Raw genomic sequence first — 19,298 nt, 5'->3', positions numbered from 1 at the left:
GGCAAGGATCAACGCCGGATGATACGCAATCGTCCCTGTCCCGCCCCTGAATTTGGATCAATGTGGCTCAGCGGGGCTGCGGCACGCTCGCCAGATCGCTCAGGAACCGGTCGCGCCACACGCCTAGATCGTTGTGCCGCAGCGCTTCCATATTGGTTTCGTAGCGCGCCTTGCGCTCGGCGAGCGGCATCGACAGCGCGCGCTCCAGCGCCTCGGACATGCCCGCCGCGTCGTGGGGATTCACGAGCAGCGCGCCGCTCAGCTCGGCGGCGGCGCCCGCGAAGATCGACAGCACGAGCACGCCGGGATCGTCGGGATTCTGCGCCGCTACGTACTCCTTCGCGACCAGATTCATGCCGTCGTGCAGCGGCGTGACATAGCCGATCTGCGACTCGCGAAACAGCGACATCAGCTTCCAGCGGTCGTACTGCTGGCTCAGATAGCGGATCGGCGTGTAATCGAGGCCCGAGTAACGCCCGTTGATGCGCCCGGCTTCGCGCTCCAGTTCCTCGCGGATGACCTTGTAGCTGGCCACGTCCGAGCGCGTGGGCGGCGCGATCTGCACGAGCGTGACCTTGCCGCGCCATTCGGGCGAATGTTCGAGCAACTGCTCGAAGGCATGAAAACGCTCGACGAGCCCCTTCGAATAGTCGAGGCGATCCACGCTCATGATGAGCTTGCGGCCTTCCAGACTTTGCTTGAGATCGAGCACGTGCTGGCGGCTTTCGTAGCGCGCGGCCTGTTCGGCGATTTCGTCGGGAAACACGCCGATGCGATAGACGCCCGTGCGCAGCTTGCGCCCATAGGCTTCGATTTCGCCCTCGTGCTCGCTGTGATTGTCCTGTTTGTCCTGTCTGTGCTTTAGGCCCAGTTCGCGCACGACGCCGTGCGCCTCGCGCGCCACGTAGTCGTGAAACGCCTGCTGGTCGTTGCGGGTCTGGAACCCGAGCAGGTCGTAGCAGCACAGCGACTTCACCAGCTCGTCGTGTGGCGGAATCGTCTGCAACACCTGCGGCGACGGAAACGGAATATGCAGGAAGAAGCCGATGCGATTGCGCACGCCTTCGCCACGCAGCGCCTCCGCGAACGGAATCAGATGGTAGTCGTGGACCCAGATGATGTCGTCGGGCTCGATCAGCTTGATGAGCTTGTGCGCGAGCCAGGCGTTGACGCGCCGGTAACCCGCGTATTCGTCGCGCTCGTAGCGCGCGAGATCATTGCGATAGTGGAATACCGGCCAGAGCGTGGCGTTCGAAAAGCCGCGATAGTACTGGTCGTAATCCTTTTTCGTCAGGCCGACCGTCGCGAACGTGACGGCGCCTTCCTGGACGAGCGTCGGGCCGGCGTTCGCCACGGTCTCGCTCACCACGTCGCCGCTCCAGCCAAACCACACGCCGCCCGCATCCTTGAGCGCGCCAAACACACCGACGGCAAGCCCCCCTGCCGACCCTTTGGTCTCCGTGGGCGTCGCCACACGGTTCGAGACGACTATCAGCCTGGCCATCGTTGCTCTTCCTCCCGTCTCATCTTGCTTCCTCTGTTATAGGTTCTGGGCGCGGGCGTCGTGGATTCAGCGTACCGCCTGTGCGTCCCTCTCGCGACCTTCGCACTCGCGCTGCCGGCCCGCAATCAGAGTGCCTAGCACGGAGCGTGCCGCGATACCGGCGAACCCGTCCCGCCACGCCCGCAGAAGCCTGCTGGCCCGCGCCGATTGGCCGCACGTCAGGAAAGGTCATGAGCGCGCTGACGCAACGCTACGCCAAGACGCGTAAAAAAACGCGAAAGAATGCGGTAACGGCTTAATAGCCCGGAGGTGAATCGAATGAGGACTTCGCCGTAGGTTCAACGGCAACGAGAAGACGCGGCTGCGCGCGCGTGTGCGCAGCCGGTTAGAAAGTCAATTGCGTGATCGATCCTCTGGATGGAAGGACCATCCAGCGGGAACAGGCGGTTTCAGCTACCCGTCTTGCAGGCAAACGCCTTGCCCAGACCCAGCGATATCGCCGTGCTGGCGTTGTAGCCGGCCACATTGGGATTGTCGGCGATGTACTTGCGCACCGCGTCGGTCAGTTGCGCCGAGCGCGCATCGGGCGGCAGGCAGAAATACTGGCCGACACGCGGGCCGGTCGTGCCGCCGATCGCGTCGATGGTATTGAAGATGCCGTCGGCGGCCCCTTCGATATAAGCCGCACAGGCGCTACGCGAAGCTACGTCGGTCTTCGAGCAAAGGCGGTTGAGGTCGCTGGCAGTGAATGCGAAAGCCGAGAGCGGCAACATGAGCGCGCCGGCGCAGAACAGAGCCCGCAGCATGGTTCTCCTTGATTCGTCGTGTGGGGCGGCGCCCCCGCGCCGCATGCCGGTCGCTGGCGCGAGCCGGTGGCGGCGTCGGCGGCGAAAGGCAATTCCGCTATTGTGCACTGTTTTTCCGGACTGCCGTGCGGCTGGCCGCCTGCGGCGTCCTTTCCCGCGCGGGCGGCGAGCCTGGACTCGCGCCCGCCCAACCCGGATTCGTGCGTGCTTATTACGTCTTTGTTGCGTCTTTACTGCGCAGCCTGACCCATGCGCGCCGACAGATCCTTGATCGCGTCCGGCGCCTTGTACTGCCTGGCGAAATCGAGCGCGGTCATGCCGATCTGGTTCTTGGCCTGCAGGTTCGCGCCGTGATCGAGCAGCAGCTTCGCCGTGCTCATGTGATCGCCGCGCGCGGCCATCATCAGCGGCGTCGTGCCGTTGGGCGACGGTGCGTTCACGTCCGCCGAGTAGCCGATCAGCAGCTTCGCCACGTCGTCGTTACCGTTGGCGGCAGCGTAGTGCAGCGGGGTCCAGCCCGGCTTGTTCACCTTCGCGCCCTTGGTGATGAGCAGCTTGACGAGATCGACGTCGCCGTTGAGCGACGCCAGCATCAGCGCGTTCTCGCCGGCCTTGTCTTCGGCGTCGATTTTGGTGTTCGGGTTGTCGAGCAGCAGCGCCGCGACCTTGTCCGATTTTTCGCGCGCGGCCAGCACGAGCAGCGGCATGCCCTGCTCGTCCGTGGCATTGGGGTCCATGCCGTTCGCGATGTCCTTGGCAACGCCCTTGTCGTCGTCGAACTTCACGCCCTTCACGAGCGAGTCGATCGGCGCGGCATAGGCCGGCGCGCTCGCGACGAAGGCGGCGCCCACGCCGATGGCGAGCGCGGCAGCGAGGCTGCGCAGGCTGGCGGCGCGCGGTGCGCGCGCGGCGTGGACGGAGGACGTAAGCGAATTCAGATTCATGTCAGGCCTTAACGTTATTCGATATCTGATTGATAACAAGCGGATCAAATCGATCAAGCGGATTTGCCAGCAGCGGACGGTCTTTCAACACGTTGACGGCAAAGCGTCAGGCCGGAACCGGGATCTTGAACAGCCGGAAAAAGTTCTGCGTGGTGGCAGCGCCGAGTTCGGCATCCGGCAATCCGCGTTGCTGGGCAATGAACCTTCCGACATGACTAACGTACGCAGGTTCATTCGGTTTGCCCCGAAATGGCACTGGCGCAAGATACGGCGAGTCCGTTTCGATCAGCAAACGCTCGATCGGCACCCGGCGCGCGACCTCCTGCACCTCGGTCGCGCTCTTGAACGTGACGATACCCGACAGCGAAATGTAAAAATTCTGGGCGATGGCACGTTCGGCGATCGCCCAAGGTTCCGTGAAGCAGTGCATCACGCCGCCCGGCTCCCCTGCGCGTTCCTCTTCCATGATGCGCAGCGTGTCTTCGGACGACGCCCGCGTATGGATGATGAGCGGCTTGGCCGTCGCGTGCGCGGCGCGGATGTGCGTGCGAAAGCGCTCGCGCTGCCACTCCATGTCCTCGACGGTGCGCTCGCCCAGTCGATAGTAATCGAGCCCCGTTTCGCCGATCGCCACGACCTTCGGGTGCTTCGCCAGCTCCACGAGATCGGCGACCGAGGGTTCCTGCACGTCCTCGTGGTCCGGATGCACGCCCACCGACGCGTAGACGTTCTCGAACCGGCTCGCGATGTCGAGCACCGAAGGCAGCGTCTCCAGGTCAACCGAAACACACAGCGCGTGCGTGACGTCCTGCGCACGCATGTTTTCGAGCACCTGGGGCAGGCGGTCGGCGAGGCCCTCGAAGTTGATGTGGCAATGCGAATCGACAAACATGAGCGGTCCTGCGAAGAAAGACGGGAAAACGGGCGGAATGGCCTGAAGCGAAGTTCAGGCAAACATTTCACGATAGCCGAGAAAAAGCTCCTCGAACACGAGGCGCGCATTCAGCGGATGGTTCTCGACGGCGCGCTGGCGCGTCACGGTCTTGAGATAGCGCGCGAGCGCGCCCGCGTCAGCCTTGCCGGCGCAGCGGGCCAGCGCGTGCGCCGCCTGCGGGTAATAACGCGGCCGGCCCGCCGTGCGTTCGGCGAGCAGATCGTAGGCCCAGCGCTGCAACCAGCCGAGCACGAGCGGCACCGGCAGCTTCTGCAGCGTCTCGCCACAGGCGAAGGCGTCGCAGTCCGGCCCGGCTGCGAGCTGGGCGAGCGTCCAGTCGCGCAGCGTGCGGTTCTCGTCGCTCGCGAGCGCCAGCGCCGCAAGCGGCGCACCGCCCGCTTCGGCCAGCAGCCCGACCGGGTCGGCGACGCCCTGCTGCGCGAGCCAGGCCTGGGCCTCCTGCGGCGAGGGCGTGCCCATCGGCCACTGGCGGCAGCGGCTGATGATGGTCGGCAACAGACGGTCGATGCGCGCGGACACGAGCACGAACACCACGCTCGCGGGCGGCTCTTCTAGCGTCTTCAGGAGCGCGTTGGCCGCCGCGACGTTGAGCGCCTCGGCCGGATACAGCACGACCACGCGCAGGCCGCCGCGATGCGAGCCCACGCCGGTGAAGTCCAGCAGCGCGCGCACCTGCTCGATCTTGATTTCCTTGCTGGGCGTGCGGGTTTTCTTGCCCTCGTCGCCGTCGGCCTTGTCGGCTTTGGCGTCGTCCTCGGCGCCCGTGGGGCCGACGAGGCCGGCCAGCGCTTCGGGCACCACCACGCGGTAATCGGGGTGATTGCCCTGCGCGAACCACGTGCAGGCCGGGCAGGCGCCGCACGGCTGACCGTCGGCTTGCGGCGACTCGCACAGCAGCCCCTTCGCCAGATGCTGGGCGAACTGGAGCTTGCCGATGCCGGCCTGCCCGTGCAGCAGCAGCGCATGCGGCCAGTGGCTGCGCAACTGCTGCAGGCGTTCCCAATCACCGCTTTGCCAAGGATAAATCATGTGTCAAATCAACCTTTTAGACGCGAAACGCGACACGGCTCAGAGCGCGCCGATCACCTGTTCGAGCTGGCGGCGGATCTCTTCGATGCTCTGCGACGAATCGACGATCGCGAAGCGGTACGGCGCTTCTTCCGCACGACGCAGGTACTCGGTGCGCGTGCGCGTGAAGAACGCGTCGGTTTCGCTCTCGAAGCGGTCCGGTGCGCGCGCGGCGCCGCGACGCTCGCTCGCGGTATCGGGGTCGATGTCGAACAGCACGGTCAGATCGGGCTGAAAACCGCCCTGCACCCAGCGCTCCAGCGCCTCCAGCTTGTCGCGCGGCAAGCCGCGCCCACCGCCCTGATAGGCGAAGGTGGCGTCCGTGAAGCGGTCGGACAGCACCCAGTCGCCGCGCGCGAGCGCCGGCTCGATGACGCGCGCGAGATGCTCGCGGCGCGCCGCGAACATCAGCAGCGCCTCGGTTTCGAGGTCCATCGGCTCGTTGAGCAGGATCTCGCGCAGCTTTTCGCCCATCGGCGTGCCGCCCGGCTCGCGCGTCATGACCACGGTGCGTCCGGCGGCGGCGAGCTTCTGTTCGAGCTGCTCGCGAAACCACGCCAGATGCGTGGTCTTGCCCGCGCCGTCGATGCCCTCGAACGTGATGAATCGGCCCCGCGCCATTTAGTTACCCCGGATGTACTTGTCGACGGCCTTGTTATGGTCGACGAGATTGTCAGAAAAAACGCTGCTGCCGTCGCCGCGCGCCACGAAATACAGCGCGGCGGTCGCGGCCGGATTGAGCGCCGCCTGCAACGAGGCGGCGCCGGGCAGCGCGATTGGAGTCGGCGGCAGCCCGAGGCGCAGGTACGTATTGTAAAGAGTGTCGACCTGCAGATCGCGCTTGTGCAGACGCCCCATGTAGGTTTCGCCCATCCCGTAGATCACCGACGGATCGGTCTGCAACGGCATGCCCGCCTTGAGCCGGTTCGTGAATACCGCCGCCACCTGCGGGCGGTCGCCCGCCTTGCCGGTTTCCTTTTCGACCAGCGACGCCAGCGTGAGCGCCTCGTAAGGCGACTTCAGCGGCAAGCCCGGCGCGCGCGCGGCCCACACTTCGTCCAGACGCGTCTGCATCAGCCTGTAGGCGCGGCGGTAAACGTCCAGATCGCTCGAACCCTTGTCGAACAGGTAGGTATCGGGGAAGAACAGGCCTTCGCCGCTGCCCTGCGGCGCGGGCGGCGCGCCGATCGCGGCGAGCAGCTGCGCGTCGCTCATGCCGGCCGTGTCGTGGCTCAGCGCCGGATTGGCGTCGAGTTCCTGACGCATGTGCCTGAAGGTCCAGCCTTCGATGATGGTCGCGACGTATTCGTTGACGTCGCCCAGCGCCATCTTCTGCAGCACTTCATAGGGCGTGATGCCCGCCTTGAACTCGTAGTTGCCCGATTTGAGCTGGCTTTGCAGGCCGAGCACGCGCGTCATCAGCACGAACAACTGGGGCTGGACCGGCACGCCGCCACGGCGCAACTGCGTGGTGACGCTGCGCACCGAGCTGTGCGGCTTGATGGTGACGTCGAGCTGCTGGACGGCAAGCGGGATGGGCTGCGTGGCCCAATATGCGACGCCGCCCGCGGCGGCTGCGCCGAGCACCACGAGCGCTGCGCCCGCTGCAAGGCATTTCTTCAGAAGGGACATGGAAACATGACTCTGGGGGACCTCATATAATAACCGCTCGCCCTCGCTAAAGTCAGGATTGACTGTTCCCCGAATCCATGAACGCACCGCTCGCAACACACCCGACCCCCGACACCCCGACCGCGGCCGATTTCGACGCTGTCCTCAACGACGGCGCCTACGCAATCCTGCCGCAGTTCGGCGTGATCGACGCCAATGGCGACGACGCCGCCAGCTTCCTGCATGGCCAGCTCACCAACGACGTCCAGCATCTCGATGTCGCGGGTGCGCGCCTGGCGGGTTACTGCTCCGCCAAGGGCCGCCTGCTCGCCTCGTTCCTCACCTGGAAGACCGGCGAGACGATCCGCCTGCTGATTTCGAAGGACGTCCAGGCCGCCGTGCAAAAGCGCCTGTCGATGTTCGTGCTGCGCGCCAAGGCCAAGCTCACCGACGACACCGACAAGCTGCTCGTCGTGGGTCTCGCCGGTGAAGTGCGCGGCGCGCTGGCCCGCGTGTTCGACGCGCTGCCCGACGGCGTGCACGTCAAGGTGGACGATCCCGCCGGCACGCTGATCCGTATGCCGGACGCGGCCGGACGCCTGCGCTATCTGTGGGTCGGCCCGAAGGAAGCCGTCGAGGCGAAGCTCGCCACACTCGGCGATGACCTCAAGGCCGTGTCGCCCGCCGTGTGGGACTGGCTCGACATCCGCGCCGGCGAGCCGCGCATCACCCAGCCGGTGAGCGAGCAGTTCGTGCCGCAAATGGTCAACTACGACGTGCTGGGCGGCGTGAACTTCAAGAAGGGCTGCTATCCGGGCCAGGAAATCGTCGCGCGCAGCCAGTATCGCGGCACGATCAAGCGCCGCACGGCGCTGGCGAGCGTCGCGGCGGGTCTCGACGCCGCCCATGCGGGCGTGGAGCTATTCCATTCCGACGATCCGGGCCAACCCTGCGGCCTGATCGTGAACGCGGCAGTCTCGCCCGAAGGCGGCGTCGATCTGCTCGCCGAGATCAAGCTCGCCGCGCTGGAGACAGGCAGCGTGCATCTGGGTTCGGCCGAAGGTCCCGCGCTGCGCATCCTGCCGCTGCCCTACGCCCTGCCCACCGAGGTTTGATGCCTTGACGCCCAGCGTCGCCGCGCCCGAAGGAGACCGCGCGCCATGTGCCTGATCGTATTCGACTGGCGGCCGCGCGCGAGCGACGGTGCGCTCTTCACGCTCGCCGCCAACCGCGACGAATTCCTGCGCCGCACCGCCGCGCCCCTGCAATGGTGGGACGATGCGCCCGACGTGCTGGCGGGCCGCGATCTGGTCGGCGGCGGGACGTGGCTGGGCATGACGCGCGGCGGGCGCTTCGCCGCGCTCACCAATTACCGCGCGCCGCATGAGATGCGTCCCGACGCGCCCACGCGCGGCACGCTGGTCTCGCGCTGGCTGACTGGCGCGGCCGATCTGCCGCAATCGTGCGACACGCCGCTCGGCTATCTCGAAGCGGTGGCGCGCGAAGGCGATCTGTACAACGGCTTCAATCTGATCGTCGGCGACTGGACGCGCCGTGAGCTGGCCTGGTACTGCAACCGCGCCGACAAGGCGCCCGCCCTGCTGCCCGACGGCACGCACGGCATCTCGAACGCCGTGCTCGATACGCCCTGGCCCAAGCTCGTGCACAAACGCGCCGAACTCGCGCAGCAAGTGGCGAACGGCCCGGACGTGCCGCTGGATACGCTGATTGGCATCATGCGCGACCCGCGCACCGCACCCGACGCTCAACTGCCCGCCACCGGCATTCCGCTGGAGCGGGAGCGCGCCTTGTCGGCGGCCTTTATCGATACGCCCGATTACGGCACGCGCGGCACCACGGCGCTACGCGTGCGCGTCAATGGCGAACATCTGGACGTGGAAGTCAGCGAGCGCAGCGACGACGACGGCTCGCACCGCATTGCGCGTCCGGGCGCTTTCGAGCGCCGCGAACGCTACACGGTAAGCGCGACGGTGGACAGTTTCGATCCGGTTTAAAACTCACTTCGCCGAATCGAACGCCTCGCGCAGTGCCTGCGCGGCCTGCGCGTGAGCGCGCCGCGCTTCCTCGACGAAAGTGCCGAACTTGAAGAACTCGTGAATCATCCCCTCGTAGCGCACGAGCGTGACGGCGTTACCCGCCGCGCGCAGCTTTTCCGCGTACGCCACGCCTTCATCGACGAGCGGATCGAACTCCGCCACGGCGATCCACGCGGGCGCCAAGCCATGAAAATCGGGCGTGCCATCCGTGCCCTGCGTGCCGTCGAGCGGTGAAAAACGCCAGTCTTGGCGATCGGAAACGTCGCGCACGTAGTGATTGAAAAACCATTGGACCGTGGGCGCTTCCAGCAGATAACCGCTAGAGAGACGTCGGTGCGAATCCGTCTGCTGATGACTGCCCGTGCCCGGATAGATCAGCAGTTGCAGCACGGGCGCGATGCCTGCGTCGCGCGCCATCACGGCGCACACCGTTGCCAGCGTGCCGCCCGCGCTGTCGCCCCCCACCGCGAGGCGCGCCGGATGGATGCCGAACCGCGCCGCATGGGCGTGCAGCCACGCAAAAGCGTCGAAGGCATCGTGCACGGCGGTCGGGAACTTGTGCTCGGGCGCCAGCCGGTAATCGACCGACAGCACCGCGCAGCGCGCGTCGTGCGCGAACATGCGGCACAGCGCGTCATGTGTGTCGACGCTGCCCACCGTGAAGCCGCCGCCATGAAAATAGATCAGCGCGGGCAGCGGCTGCGACCACTGCGGCTCGACCGGCAGATACAGCCGCGCGCGAATCGACGCGCCGTCGCGCACCGGCACCGCAATGTCTTCAACCGAATGCATCGGCGCGGCCGGAATCTCCAGCACCGATGCGCTCTTCTCATACGACGCGCGCGCCGCCTGCGGCGTGAGTTCGTGGTACGGCTTGCGGCCCGCGCGGGCCACCATGTCGAGTACGAGTGCGATCTTCGCGTTGAGCGGCATGGGCGTTCGATGCCTCCAGTCTGAGCGCTACTGCGCGCGCGCCTCCTTGACTTCGGGCTTGAGCGAGAGCGGATCGGTGGGATTGCGCAGCGTCTCGATGTCCTCGTGACGCAGCTTGACCGACGCGAGTATGCCCGGATGCGTGAGGATATAAAAGCGGCCGTCGCGCACGGCGTCGAAGGTGGCCTTCGCCACGTCCTCGGGCGTGAGGCGGCCCGAGCGCACGGCGCGCTGCAATTGCAGATCGGCGGCCTGCTGGGAGCGCGTGGGCGGCGCGTCGTTACGCAGATCGTCGGGACGGCTGCGCTCGGCGTTGGCGATGCCGGTCGGCACGAACGCCGGGCACAGCAGCGAGCAACTCACCTGGGCGCCGACGTTCTTCAGGTCGTGATAGAGCGTCTCGGTGAGCGCCACGACCGCGTGTTTCGACGCGTTGTAGACGGCCATCGCGGACGGCGCGAGCAGCCCCGCCACCGACGCCGTATTGACGATGTGCGCGCGCTCGCCCTGCGCGAGCATCGCGGGCGTGAAGCTGCGCACGCCGTTGGCGACGCCCATCACGTTGACGCCGAACACCCAGTCCCAATCCTTCGCGCTGCTTTCCCACACGAAGCCGCCCGTGCCCACGCCCGCATTGTTGAAGAGCAGATGAACACGGCCATAGGTGTCGAGCGTGGCCTTCGCGAGCGCGTCCACCTGCGCCGGGTCGCGCACATCGGTGCGCACGCCGATTGCCTGCGCGCCTTGATCGCGCATCGCCGCGACGACGCCTTCGAGCGCGTCGGCATCGACATCGGCGAGCACGAGCTTCATGCCGAGCGCGGCGGCCTGCTGCGCGAACGCGCGGCCAAAGCCGCTGGCGGCGCCGGTGATGACGGCCACGCGGCCTTCGAACTGGAACGGATCGGACACAAGCGTCTCCTCTATGATTCGTTAGGACTGCAAGGATATTTCCGTGCGTCGAAAAAAAACTGGCCGGCATATCGAGCCGGCCTGTCCGTGCCTGCTATGTCAGATCAGCTTGACGAGCTGCTTGCCGAAGTTCTGCCCCTTGAGCATGCCGAGGAACGCGCCAGGCGCGTTTTCCAGCCCTTCTGCCACCGTTTCGCGGTAGACGAGCTTCTTCTGCGCGACCAGCCCGCCGAGTTCCGTCAGCGCCTGCGGCCACACGTCCATGTGCTCGGACACGATGAAGCCCTGCACGAGCAGGCGCTGCGTGAGCAGCAGTTGCGGATACTTGAGCGGCACCGGCTCGCCGTCGTAGCCCGCGATCATGCCGCACAGCGCGATGCGCCCGAACGCGTTCATGCGCGCGAGCGTGGCGTCGAGCACCGCGCCGCCCACGTTCTCGAAGTAGCCGTCCACGCCGTCCGGCGTCACGGCCTTGAGGTCCTGATAGAGATTGCCGGCCTTGTAGTCGACGCAGGCGTCGAAGCCCAGTTCCTCCACCACATAGCGGCACTTGTCCGCGCCGCCCGCGATGCCCACGGCGCGGCAGCCCGCACGCTTCGCAAGCTGGCCGACCACGCTGCCGACCGCGCCGCTGGCCGCGCTGACCACGACGGTCTGGCCCGCCTTCGGCGCAATGATGCGGTTCAGGCCATACCATGCCGTCACGCCGGGCATGCCGACCGGGCCGAGGTACGCGGAGAGCGGCACATGCGTCGTATCGACGACATGCAGATCGTTGCCATCGGACGTGCTGAATTCCTGCCAGCCCGCCATGCCGACCACCTTGTCGCCGACCTTGAACTTCGGGTTGAGCGATTCGACCACCTCGCCCGAAGTGCCGCCGATCATCACCGAATCGAGCGCCTGCGGCGTCGCGTACGACTTGCTGTCGTTCATGCGGCCGCGCATATACGGGTCGAGCGAAAGCCAGTGATTGCGCACGCGCACCTGACCCTGTGCGAGCGGCGCGAGCGGCGTTTCGACGAGACGGAAGTTATCGACGCTGGCGACGCCTTCAGGGCGCGACGCGAGCAGGATCTGGCGATTGGTCTGGGTCATGGCGTTCGGGATTGACTTCATGAAAGCGCGGCTCGCGCCGCGCGGATAGAAAACGGCGAGCGCAAAAGCTCAGCCGTCGCTGGGACCGGGCGTCGCGTCCGGGTCGCTGCGCAGGCGCTGACGCACCACATCGCGGCCCACGGCGAGACGCCGCATGTACTTGAAAGTGCCGAGCGCCTTGGCGACGAAATGGCCTTCGCTGTCGCGGATTTCGCCTTCGCAATAGGCCATCGTGGTCGAGCGGTGCAGCACGCGGCCATACGCGCGCAACTCGCCGCGGCCGGGCTGCATGAAGTTCACCTTCATTTCGACGGTGACGACACCCACGCCGTCGGCGGCCACGCTGCGCGCGGCCATCGCCAGCGCGATATCGGCGAGCGTCATGGTCACGCCGCCGTGCACCACCTGCCACGTATTCATGTGACGCGGCGCGAGCGGCAACAGCACCTCGCTTGCGCCATCGCGTGCGCTCACGAGCCGCGCACCGAGCTCATCGACGAAGGGGCTTTCGATCGTCGGTTGCTGGTTTTCCTGCTTTGCGTCTTGCTTCATATCGACGGTCATGGCTTCAATCACGCAACGTAATCGACACACTGACGCGTTTCGACCACGCGTTTGGCGAAGTCCTTCACCTTCTGGTGCTCGGGGTGAACCTGATAGGCGTCGAGCGCGGCCTTATCGGCGAAATCGGACACGAGCACGAGGTCGTAAGTCGAATCGAGACCCTCGCCCGCGAGGCCCACTTCGAGATGCAGCGTGCCCGGCACCAGATCGCGGCAGCCTTCGAGCAGCGTGCGGAACGTCGCGAGATTCTCGGCGCGCGTTGCACCCTCGGCCGATTCCTTGAGCTTCCACATCACGATATGACGAATCACGTAATCACCTTTTCTGTCTGTCTTGAACGAAAGTGCCGCGCCGCCAGGCGCGAAACTGCCGTCATGATAACCGTGTGCCGTGCGATGCGAGGGCCGTGCTTTCAGCGGCCGCGCGCCGCTGGATCGTGAACCGGGCGGTGCGCCATCGCGCCAATGCCCTGCACCCCGGCGAGCACGGCCCGCGAAACCGGTTCGTTCAGACACGAATACGCGAATGTCAGCGCTCGGCCGCCATCCAGCCCAAGCGCATACCCGGCGCGAGCGTTGAGGGAAAACGGCTGATCAGGTATCGGGATGTGGCGCTCAACCCGCTTTCGCCCATGCAGACGCTCTATCGGCAAGAAGACAAACAATACGTCGCCCAGGAGCACATCGGCTGTGCTGTGCCGTGAGCGACGCACAAACAAGGCGCGTGCGTTCTGCTGCCCGCCGCGCCTCTACCCGCGCCTTACACGACTTCGAACAGCCCCGCCGCGCCCTGCCCGCCGCCGATACACATCGTAACGACCACGAGTTTCGCGCCACGGCGCTTGCCTTCGATCAGCGCGTGGCCCGTGAGACGCGCGCCCGACACGCCATACGGGTGACCGACCGCGATCGCGCCGCCGTTCACGTTGAGGCGATCGGCGGGAATGCCCAGCTTGTCGCGGCAGTAGAGCACCTGCACGGCGAAGGCCTCGTTCAGCTCCCACAGATCGATGTCCTCGACCTTGAGGCCCGCCTGCTTGAGGAGCTTCGGCACCGCGAAAACGGGGCCGATGCCCATTTCGTCCGGCTCGCAACCGGCCACCGCGAAGCCGCGGAAGATGCCGAGCGGCTGGAGGCCTTCGCGCTCCGCGACCTTGGCGTTCATCACCACGCAGGCGCTTGCGCCGTCCGAGAACTGGCTCGCGTTGCCGGCCGTGATGACGCCGCCCGGCAGCGCCGTGCGGATCTTCGACACGCCTTCGAGCGTGGTGTCGCCGCGAATGCCTTCGTCGGCGGCAATCGTGACTTCCTTCGTGACGAGCTGGCCCGTGGCCTTGTCGCCGACGCCGGCAAGCACCGTGATCGGCACGATTTCGTCGTTGAAGAGGCCCGCGGCCTGCGCCGCCGCCGCGCGCAGTTGCGACTGCACGCCGTATTCGTCCTGGCGCTCCTTCGAAATCTCGTAGCGCTTCGCGACGGTTTCGGCCGTCTGCAGCATGCTCCAGTAGATTTCCGGCTTGTGCTGGTTGAGCCAGCCTTCGGCCACCATGTGGCGGTTCATCTCGTTCTGCACGCACGAGATCGATTCCACGCCGCCTGCCACGAACACGTCGCCTTCACCGGCGATCACGCGTTGCGCGGCCAGCGCAATGGTTTGCAGTCCCGACGAACAGAAGCGGTTCACGGTCATCCCCGGCACCGAAACCGGCAGACCCGCGCGCAGCGCGATCTGGCGCGCGATATTGGCGCCCGTGGCGCCTTCGGGGTTCGCGCAACCCATGATCACGTCCTCGACGCGCGCGGGGTCGATCTTTGCGCGCTCGACGGCGGCCTGCGTGACATGGCCGCCGAGCGTGGCGCCATGCGTCATGTTGAAGGCGCCCTTCCACGATTTGGCGAGGCCCGTGCGGGCGGTCGAAACGATTACGGCGTCAGTCATGCGTGTCTCCAGCAAAATTATGGATGCTGCGAATAGTGGCGTTGGACGTTCATCAAGTTGCTTATCGAGTCGCTGTTCGCGTCGCTCTTCAGACGCGGCCCGCGAGCACGTCGGCCGACTGCGCGCGCTTCACGCCCGCAGCCTGCAACTGCTCCCACGCGCGCGCCAGCGAGCCGTTCAGATCGATGGCGCGCGAGGCGTCTTCGATCAGCACGGTCTCGAAACCGGCGGCGCGCGCATCGAGCGCGGACCACGCGACGCAATAGTCGGTCGCGAGCCCGCAGCAGTAGACGCGCTTCGCGCCGGTCTCGCGCAGATAGCCCGCGAGGCCCGTGGGCGTCCTGCGGTCGGCTTCGAGAAACGCGGAGTAGCTGTCGACATCGGCGTGATGGCCCTTGCGGATCAATGCACGCGCATGCGGCACGTCGAGATCGCGATGCAGCGCCGCGCCTTGCGTGCCCTGCACACAATGCGTCGGCCACAGCACCTGCTCGCCATACGGGAGCGCGAGGGTCTCGAAGGGTTCGCGCCCGGCGTGATTGGCCGCAAACGACACGTGCTCCGCCGGGTGCCAGTCCTGCGTGAGTACCACATGCCGGAAGCCCTGCGCGAGCCGGTTGGCGACCGGCACGACTTCATCGCCGTGCGCGACGGCCAGCGCCCCGCCCGGCATGAAGTCGTATTGCAGGTCGATCAACAGGAGCACGTCGTCTGCGCTTCTCATGATGTCCGTCCGGAATGAACTCAGTGACTCAATTGAACGTGCCGCCTTTTTCGGCTTTCTCGGCCAGCGAGGCGGCGATCTCCCATGCGTCGCCGTTCGGTTGCGCGGCGTAACGGCGGATCGAGCGCGCCACGTTGTAGAGGCCGACCGTGTCCGCGTAGAGCATCGGGCCGCCGCGCCACAGCGGGAAGCCGTAGCCCGTCAGATAGACCATGTCGACGTCCGAGGCCTTCGACGCGATGCCTTCTTCGAGGATCTTCGCGCCTTCGTTGACGAGCGCGAACACCAGGCGTTCGACGATTTCCTCATCGCTGATCTTGCGGCGCTCGACGCCGGCTTCCTTCGAATACGCGACGATCATGTCGTCCACGAGCTTCGAGGGCAGCGCGTTGCGCTCGCCGGCCTTGTAGTCGTACCAGCCCGCGCCCGTCTTCTGGCCGAAACGGCCCGCTTCGCACAGACGATCGGCGATCTTCGAATACTTGAGGTCCGGCTTTTCCTGATAGCGGCGCTTGCGGATCGCCCAGCCGATGTCGTTGCCCGCGAGGTCGCCCATGCGGAACGGACCCATCGCGAAACCGAATTTTTCGGCCGCGCGATCGACCTGAGCGGGCAGCGCGCCTTCTTCGAGTATGTAGAGCCCCTGGCGCACGTACTGTTCGATCATGCGGTTGCCGATGAAGCCGTCGCACACGCCCGACACCACCGCCGTCTTGCGGATCTTCTTCGCGACCTGCATGACCGTGGCGAGCACGTCCTTGGCCGTGTCCTTGCCGCGCACGACTTCGAGCAGCTTCATCACGTTGGCGGGGCTGAAGAAGTGCAGACCGACCACGTCCTGCGGACGCTTCGTGAAGGCCGCGATCTTGTCGACATCGAGCGTCGAGGTGTTCGAGGCGAGAATCGCGCCTTGCTTCGCCACTTCATCGAGGCGCTTGAACACCTGCTCCTTCACGCCGAGTTCTTCGAACACGGCTTCGATGATGAGGTCGGCCTGCTTGAGGTCGTCGTAGGACAGCGTCGGGCTGATCAGCGCCATGCGTGCTTCCGCCTTCTCCTGCGTGAGCTTGCCCTTCTTGACCTGCGCTTCGTAGTTCTTGCGGATCGTCGCGATGCCGCGATCGAGCGCTTCCTGCTTCGTTTCCAGCAGCGTGACCGGCAGGCCCGCGTTCAGGAAGTTCATCGTGATGCCGCCGCCCATCGTGCCCGCGCCGATCACCGCGACCTTCTGGATATCGCGCGTGGGCGTGGAAGACGGCACATCGGGAATCTTGCTCGCGGCGCGCTCGCCGAAGAACGCGTGGCGCAGCGCGTGCGATTCCGGCGTCTGCACGAGTTCGATGAAGCATTCGCGCTCGAAGGCCAGGCCCTTGTCGAAACCCTGCTTCACGCCCGCGGCGATCGCATCGACGCATTTCACGGGCGCCGGATAGTTCTTCGACATCGCGCCCACGGTGTTGCGCGAGAACTGCAGGAAGCCTTCGGCGTTCGGATGCTCGATCTTGCGGTTGCGCACGAGCGGATGCGGGCCGGGTTTGTCGGCGGCCTTGCGGGCGAAGGCGACGGCCTCGGAAAGCAGATCGCCTTCGATCATCGCGTCGAAGAGGCCCGACTTCGCGAGCTTTTCCGACAGCACGGGCGCGCCGCTGACGATCATGTTGAGCGCGGCTTCGAGGCCGATTGCGCGCGGCAGACGCTGCGTGCCGCCCGCGCCCGGCAGGATGCCGAGCTTGACCTCGGGCAGCGCGATCTGCGCGCCCGGTGCGGCCACACGGTAGTGCGCGCCGAGCGCCAGTTCCAGTCCGCCGCCCATCGCGACGCTGTGGATCGCGGCCACGACGGGTTTCGCGCTCTTTTCGACTTCCTTGATGACGGTATGGAGCGTGGGCTCCTGGGTCGCTTTGGGCGTGTTGAATTCGGTGATGTCGGCGCCGCCCGAGAAGGCTTTGCCCGCGCCCGTGATGACGATGGCCGTCACCGCCGGATCGCTGTTGGCGCGCGCGAGGCCCTCGACGATGCCGGTGCGGGTCGAGAGACCCAGGCCGTTGACGGGCGGATTGTTGAGCGTGATGACGGCGACGCCGTCGCGAGTCGTGTAGTTCACTGCCGCGTTGTCCACTACCATTTGCCTGCCTCCATGCTTGCGGGCCGCGTTGTGCGTCGCCGGCTTCATTGTCCGACATTCCCGGTCAGCAGGCAGAATACCGAAAAAAGTACGCTCGTTCCATTTTTTTCGGTCTGCGAGGCGCCAGGGTTTGTACCAAGCACCGAAAAAGGGCAAAAAAAACGCAGCCCGAAGGCTGCGCCGGAGAAAAGAGGTCAAGCTCGTTCAGTCGCGGGTTCAGTCTCGCAAGGCGGCGGATTTGACGTGATCGGCAGCGCCTGCGCCCTCGTCCCTATCGTTCGTGCGCAGATCGAGCGGCTCCATCGGGCACTGCTCTGCCGCCGCGAGCGCCGTCGGCAGGACGTGGTCGCGAAACCGCTCGCGCAGCTTGAGTTTTTGCAGCTTGCCGGTGGCCGTGTGCGGCAGTTCGTCGACGAACACCACATCGTCGGGCAGCCACCACTTCACGACCTTGCCGTCGAAGAAGGCGAGCAGTTCCTCGCGGCTCACCTGGGCGCCCGGCTTTTTCACCGCGACGATCAGCGGGCGTTCGGTCCAGCGCGGGTGCGCGCAGGCGATGCAGGCGGCTTCCGCGATCGCCGGATGCGCGACCGCGATGTTTTCGAGGTCGATCGAGCTGATCCACTCGCCGCCCGACTTGATCACGTCCTTGCTGCGGTCGGTGATGTGCAGGAAGCCGTCTGGATCGATGGTGGCGACGTCGCCGGTCGGAAACCAGCCGTCGATCAGCGGGGTGCCCGCCTCCTGGCGGTAGTAGCGGTCGATGACCCACGGCCCGCGCACGTGCAGATCGCCGAACGCCACGCCATCCCACGGCAGTTCGCGCCCATCGTCGCCGACGATCTTCATATCCACGCCAAAGATCACGCGGCCCTGCTTTTCGAGCAGTGCGCGCTGCTCTGCCAGCGGCCTTTGCGCCTGCTCCCAGTTGAGCTTCGCGAGCGTGCCAAGCGGCGACATCTCCGTCATGCCCCACGCGTGGATCACCTGCACGCCGTAGTCGTCCTCATAGGTGCGCAGCATCGCGGGCGGACACGCCGAGCCGCCGATCACCGTGCGGTTGAGCGTCGAGAACTTCACGCCCGCCTCGCGCATATAGGTGAGCAGGCCGAGCCATACGGTCGGCACGCCGGCGGAACAGGTCACGCCTTCGGCTTCCATCAGCTCGTAGAGCGACTGGCCGTCGAGATCCTTGCCCGGCAGCACGAGTTTGGTGCCGTTGAGCGGCGCGGCGTGCGGAATGCCCCAGGCGTTGACGTGGAACATCGGCACGACGGGCAGCAAGGCGTCGCGCGCGGACAAAGCGATCGAATCGGGCAAGGAGGCCGCATACGCATGCAGCACCGACGAGCGATGCGTGTACAGCGCGCCCTTGGGGTTGCCCGTGGTGCCGGAGGTGTAGCAGAGGTTCGAGGCGCTGCGCTCGTCGAGCAGCGGCCAGTCGAAAACGCCGTCCTGCACCGCAAGCAAGGTTTCGTAGCAGAGCACCGGCGTGCGCATGGCGGGCCGATGCGCTTCGTCGCACAGCGCGATCCAGCCGCGCACCCGCGGACATTGCGGCGCGAGCGCGTCGACCAGCGCGGCGAAGGTCGTATCGAAGAGGACGTAGCGATCGTCGGCGTGATTGACGATCCAGGCGATCTGTTCGGGAAAGAGCCGCGGATTGACGGTGTGGCACACCGCGCCGAATCCCGTCACGCCGAAATACGCCTCCATGTGCCGATAGCCGTTCCAGGCCAGCGTCGCCACGCGCTCGCCAGGCTCGACGCCCAGCGCGATCAGCGCCTGCGCGAGTTGCTTCGAGCGCGCCTCGCATTCGCGATACGTGTAGCGATGGATATCGCCCTCGATGCGCCGCGAGACGATCTGGGCGCTGCCGTGATGGCGCGCCGCATGCGCAATCAGCGACGACACCAGCAGCGGCACGTCCATCATCTGGCCCAGCAACGGTGCGGTCGGCGCGGTCATGGTCGGCGGTCTCCTCGACTCGGATCTCGGATGTCTGGAAAGCTCGTTGGTGTTGTGTACAGCTTATGTGCAGCGAGGTCTCAGGTTCCAG

The 19,298-nt window shown here is 66.1% G+C and carries 19 protein-coding genes; 3 read left to right on the top strand and 16 right to left on the bottom strand.

Annotated elements, in window-relative coordinates; genetic code table 11:
* Positions 1–67 precede the first annotated feature (67 nt).
* The 7 genes from otsA to mltG form a co-directional block, all read right to left on the bottom strand.
* Positions 68–1,504, bottom strand: coding sequence for an alpha,alpha-trehalose-phosphate synthase (UDP-forming) (gene otsA, locus B0G62_RS08440; RefSeq protein WP_103703744.1), 1,437 nt, complete (start codon positions 1,502–1,504; stop codon positions 68–70).
* Between the two features lie 449 nt (positions 1,505–1,953).
* On the bottom strand, positions 1,954–2,310 hold the full coding sequence (locus B0G62_RS08435) for a Rap1a/Tai family immunity protein (protein ID WP_103703743.1): 357 nt from the start codon (positions 2,308–2,310) through the stop codon (positions 1,954–1,956).
* Positions 2,311–2,540: 230 nt separating this feature from the next.
* Complete coding sequence (locus B0G62_RS08430; RefSeq protein WP_103703742.1) at positions 2,541–3,254, bottom strand: ankyrin repeat domain-containing protein; 714 nt, start codon at positions 3,252–3,254, stop codon at positions 2,541–2,543.
* A 106-nt stretch (positions 3,255–3,360) separates the two neighbouring features.
* Positions 3,361–4,146, bottom strand: coding sequence for a TatD family hydrolase (locus B0G62_RS08425; RefSeq protein ID WP_103703741.1), 786 nt, complete (start codon positions 4,144–4,146; stop codon positions 3,361–3,363).
* A gap of 54 nt (positions 4,147–4,200) precedes the next feature.
* Positions 4,201–5,238, bottom strand: coding sequence for a DNA polymerase III subunit delta' (locus tag B0G62_RS08420; protein ID WP_103703740.1), 1,038 nt, complete (start codon positions 5,236–5,238; stop codon positions 4,201–4,203).
* Between the two features lie 39 nt (positions 5,239–5,277).
* Entirely contained in the window at positions 5,278–5,898 is a 621-nt protein-coding gene (tmk, locus tag B0G62_RS08415; protein WP_103703739.1) for a dTMP kinase, read from the bottom strand.
* Positions 5,899–6,909, bottom strand: coding sequence for an endolytic transglycosylase MltG (gene mltG, locus B0G62_RS08410; RefSeq protein ID WP_103703738.1), 1,011 nt, complete (start codon positions 6,907–6,909; stop codon positions 5,899–5,901). It lies immediately after the preceding gene.
* A 77-nt stretch (positions 6,910–6,986) separates the two neighbouring features.
* Between mltG and ygfZ the strand changes: the two genes are divergently transcribed.
* Complete coding sequence (gene ygfZ, locus B0G62_RS08405) at positions 6,987–8,003, top strand: CAF17-like 4Fe-4S cluster assembly/insertion protein YgfZ (RefSeq protein WP_103703737.1); 1,017 nt, start codon at positions 6,987–6,989, stop codon at positions 8,001–8,003.
* A gap of 45 nt (positions 8,004–8,048) precedes the next feature.
* The gene (locus B0G62_RS08400) at positions 8,049–8,903 is read left to right on the top strand and encodes an NRDE family protein (protein WP_103703736.1); all 855 of its coding nucleotides are present in this window, start codon (positions 8,049–8,051) and stop codon (positions 8,901–8,903) included.
* Positions 8,904–8,906: 3 nt separating this feature from the next.
* On the opposite strand, the gene B0G62_RS08395 is transcribed toward B0G62_RS08400, so the two are convergent.
* From B0G62_RS08395 to B0G62_RS08375, 5 genes are all read right to left on the bottom strand, one after another.
* The gene (locus B0G62_RS08395) at positions 8,907–9,878 is read right to left on the bottom strand and encodes an alpha/beta hydrolase (protein ID WP_103703735.1); all 972 of its coding nucleotides are present in this window, start codon (positions 9,876–9,878) and stop codon (positions 8,907–8,909) included.
* A 27-nt stretch (positions 9,879–9,905) separates the two neighbouring features.
* Positions 9,906–10,790, bottom strand: a complete 885-nt coding sequence (locus B0G62_RS08390) for an SDR family oxidoreductase (RefSeq protein ID WP_103703734.1) — start codon at positions 10,788–10,790, stop codon at positions 9,906–9,908.
* Positions 10,791–10,889: 99 nt separating this feature from the next.
* Positions 10,890–11,888 carry an NADP-dependent oxidoreductase gene (locus B0G62_RS08385; protein ID WP_103703733.1) on the bottom strand — a complete coding sequence of 333 codons (999 nt, stop codon included), beginning with the start codon at positions 11,886–11,888 and terminating at the stop codon, positions 10,890–10,892.
* A gap of 69 nt (positions 11,889–11,957) precedes the next feature.
* On the bottom strand, positions 11,958–12,440 hold the full coding sequence (locus B0G62_RS08380) for a PaaI family thioesterase (RefSeq protein WP_103704096.1): 483 nt from the start codon (positions 12,438–12,440) through the stop codon (positions 11,958–11,960).
* Between the two features lie 20 nt (positions 12,441–12,460).
* Positions 12,461–12,763 (bottom strand): Dabb family protein, encoded by a 303-nt coding sequence (locus B0G62_RS08375; protein ID WP_103703732.1) that lies wholly within the window; start codon positions 12,761–12,763, stop codon positions 12,461–12,463.
* A 95-nt stretch (positions 12,764–12,858) separates the two neighbouring features.
* Here B0G62_RS08375 and B0G62_RS08370 point away from each other — a divergent pair, with 95 nt between their 5' ends.
* Positions 12,859–13,155 carry a hypothetical protein gene (locus B0G62_RS08370; RefSeq protein ID WP_146055219.1) on the top strand — a complete coding sequence of 99 codons (297 nt, stop codon included), beginning with the start codon at positions 12,859–12,861 and terminating at the stop codon, positions 13,153–13,155.
* Positions 13,156–13,211: 56 nt separating this feature from the next.
* On the opposite strand, the gene B0G62_RS08365 is transcribed toward B0G62_RS08370, so the two are convergent.
* The 4 genes from B0G62_RS08365 to B0G62_RS08350 form a co-directional block, all read right to left on the bottom strand.
* A complete protein-coding gene (locus tag B0G62_RS08365) occupies positions 13,212–14,390 on the bottom strand; it encodes an acetyl-CoA C-acyltransferase (RefSeq protein ID WP_103703730.1) in 1,179 nt (392 codons plus the stop codon).
* A gap of 88 nt (positions 14,391–14,478) precedes the next feature.
* Positions 14,479–15,114, bottom strand: a complete 636-nt coding sequence (pncA, locus tag B0G62_RS08360) for a bifunctional nicotinamidase/pyrazinamidase (protein WP_103703729.1) — start codon at positions 15,112–15,114, stop codon at positions 14,479–14,481.
* A 28-nt stretch (positions 15,115–15,142) separates the two neighbouring features.
* A complete protein-coding gene (locus B0G62_RS08355; protein ID WP_103703728.1) occupies positions 15,143–17,239 on the bottom strand; it encodes a 3-hydroxyacyl-CoA dehydrogenase NAD-binding domain-containing protein in 2,097 nt (698 codons plus the stop codon).
* Positions 17,240–17,455: 216 nt separating this feature from the next.
* The gene (locus B0G62_RS08350; protein ID WP_103703727.1) at positions 17,456–19,207 is read right to left on the bottom strand and encodes a 3-(methylthio)propionyl-CoA ligase; all 1,752 of its coding nucleotides are present in this window, start codon (positions 19,205–19,207) and stop codon (positions 17,456–17,458) included.
* Positions 19,208–19,298: the final 91 nt, after the last annotated feature.

The organism is Paraburkholderia eburnea (genome assembly GCF_002917095.1).
Taxonomy (GTDB): Bacteria; Pseudomonadota; Gammaproteobacteria; order Burkholderiales; family Burkholderiaceae; genus Paraburkholderia; species Paraburkholderia eburnea.
Note: the sequence above shows the minus strand (reverse complement) of the source record. Positions and strands in the feature narration are given on the sequence as shown.

Excerpts from the sequence above, each read along its gene's own strand:
- otsA (WP_103703744.1), bottom strand. The coding sequence starts at position 1,504 with ATGGCCAGGCTGATAGTCGTCTCGAACCGTGTGGCGACGCCCACGGAG.
- B0G62_RS08435 (WP_103703743.1), bottom strand. The coding sequence starts at position 2,310 with ATGCTGCGGGCTCTGTTCTGCGCCGGCGCGCTCATGTTGCCGCTCTCG.
- B0G62_RS08430 (WP_103703742.1), bottom strand. The coding sequence starts at position 3,254 with ATGAATCTGAATTCGCTTACGTCCTCCGTCCACGCCGCGCGCGCACCG.
- B0G62_RS08425 (WP_103703741.1), bottom strand. The coding sequence starts at position 4,146 with ATGTTTGTCGATTCGCATTGCCACATCAACTTCGAGGGCCTCGCCGAC.
- B0G62_RS08420 (WP_103703740.1), bottom strand. The coding sequence starts at position 5,238 with ATGATTTATCCTTGGCAAAGCGGTGATTGGGAACGCCTGCAGCAGTTG.
- tmk (WP_103703739.1), bottom strand. The coding sequence starts at position 5,898 with ATGGCGCGGGGCCGATTCATCACGTTCGAGGGCATCGACGGCGCGGGC.
- mltG (WP_103703738.1), bottom strand. The coding sequence starts at position 6,909 with ATGTCCCTTCTGAAGAAATGCCTTGCAGCGGGCGCAGCGCTCGTGGTG.
- ygfZ (WP_103703737.1), top strand. The coding sequence starts at position 6,987 with ATGAACGCACCGCTCGCAACACACCCGACCCCCGACACCCCGACCGCG.
- B0G62_RS08400 (WP_103703736.1), top strand. The coding sequence starts at position 8,049 with ATGTGCCTGATCGTATTCGACTGGCGGCCGCGCGCGAGCGACGGTGCG.
- B0G62_RS08395 (WP_103703735.1), bottom strand. The coding sequence starts at position 9,878 with ATGCCGCTCAACGCGAAGATCGCACTCGTACTCGACATGGTGGCCCGC.
- B0G62_RS08385 (WP_103703733.1), bottom strand. The coding sequence starts at position 11,888 with ATGACCCAGACCAATCGCCAGATCCTGCTCGCGTCGCGCCCTGAAGGC.
- B0G62_RS08380 (WP_103704096.1), bottom strand. The coding sequence starts at position 12,440 with ATGAAGCAAGACGCAAAGCAGGAAAACCAGCAACCGACGATCGAAAGC.
- B0G62_RS08365 (WP_103703730.1), bottom strand. The coding sequence starts at position 14,390 with ATGACTGACGCCGTAATCGTTTCGACCGCCCGCACGGGCCTCGCCAAA.
- pncA (WP_103703729.1), bottom strand. The coding sequence starts at position 15,114 with ATGAGAAGCGCAGACGACGTGCTCCTGTTGATCGACCTGCAATACGAC.
- B0G62_RS08355 (WP_103703728.1), bottom strand. The coding sequence starts at position 17,239 with ATGGTAGTGGACAACGCGGCAGTGAACTACACGACTCGCGACGGCGTC.
- B0G62_RS08350 (WP_103703727.1), bottom strand. The coding sequence starts at position 19,207 with ATGACCGCGCCGACCGCACCGTTGCTGGGCCAGATGATGGACGTGCCG.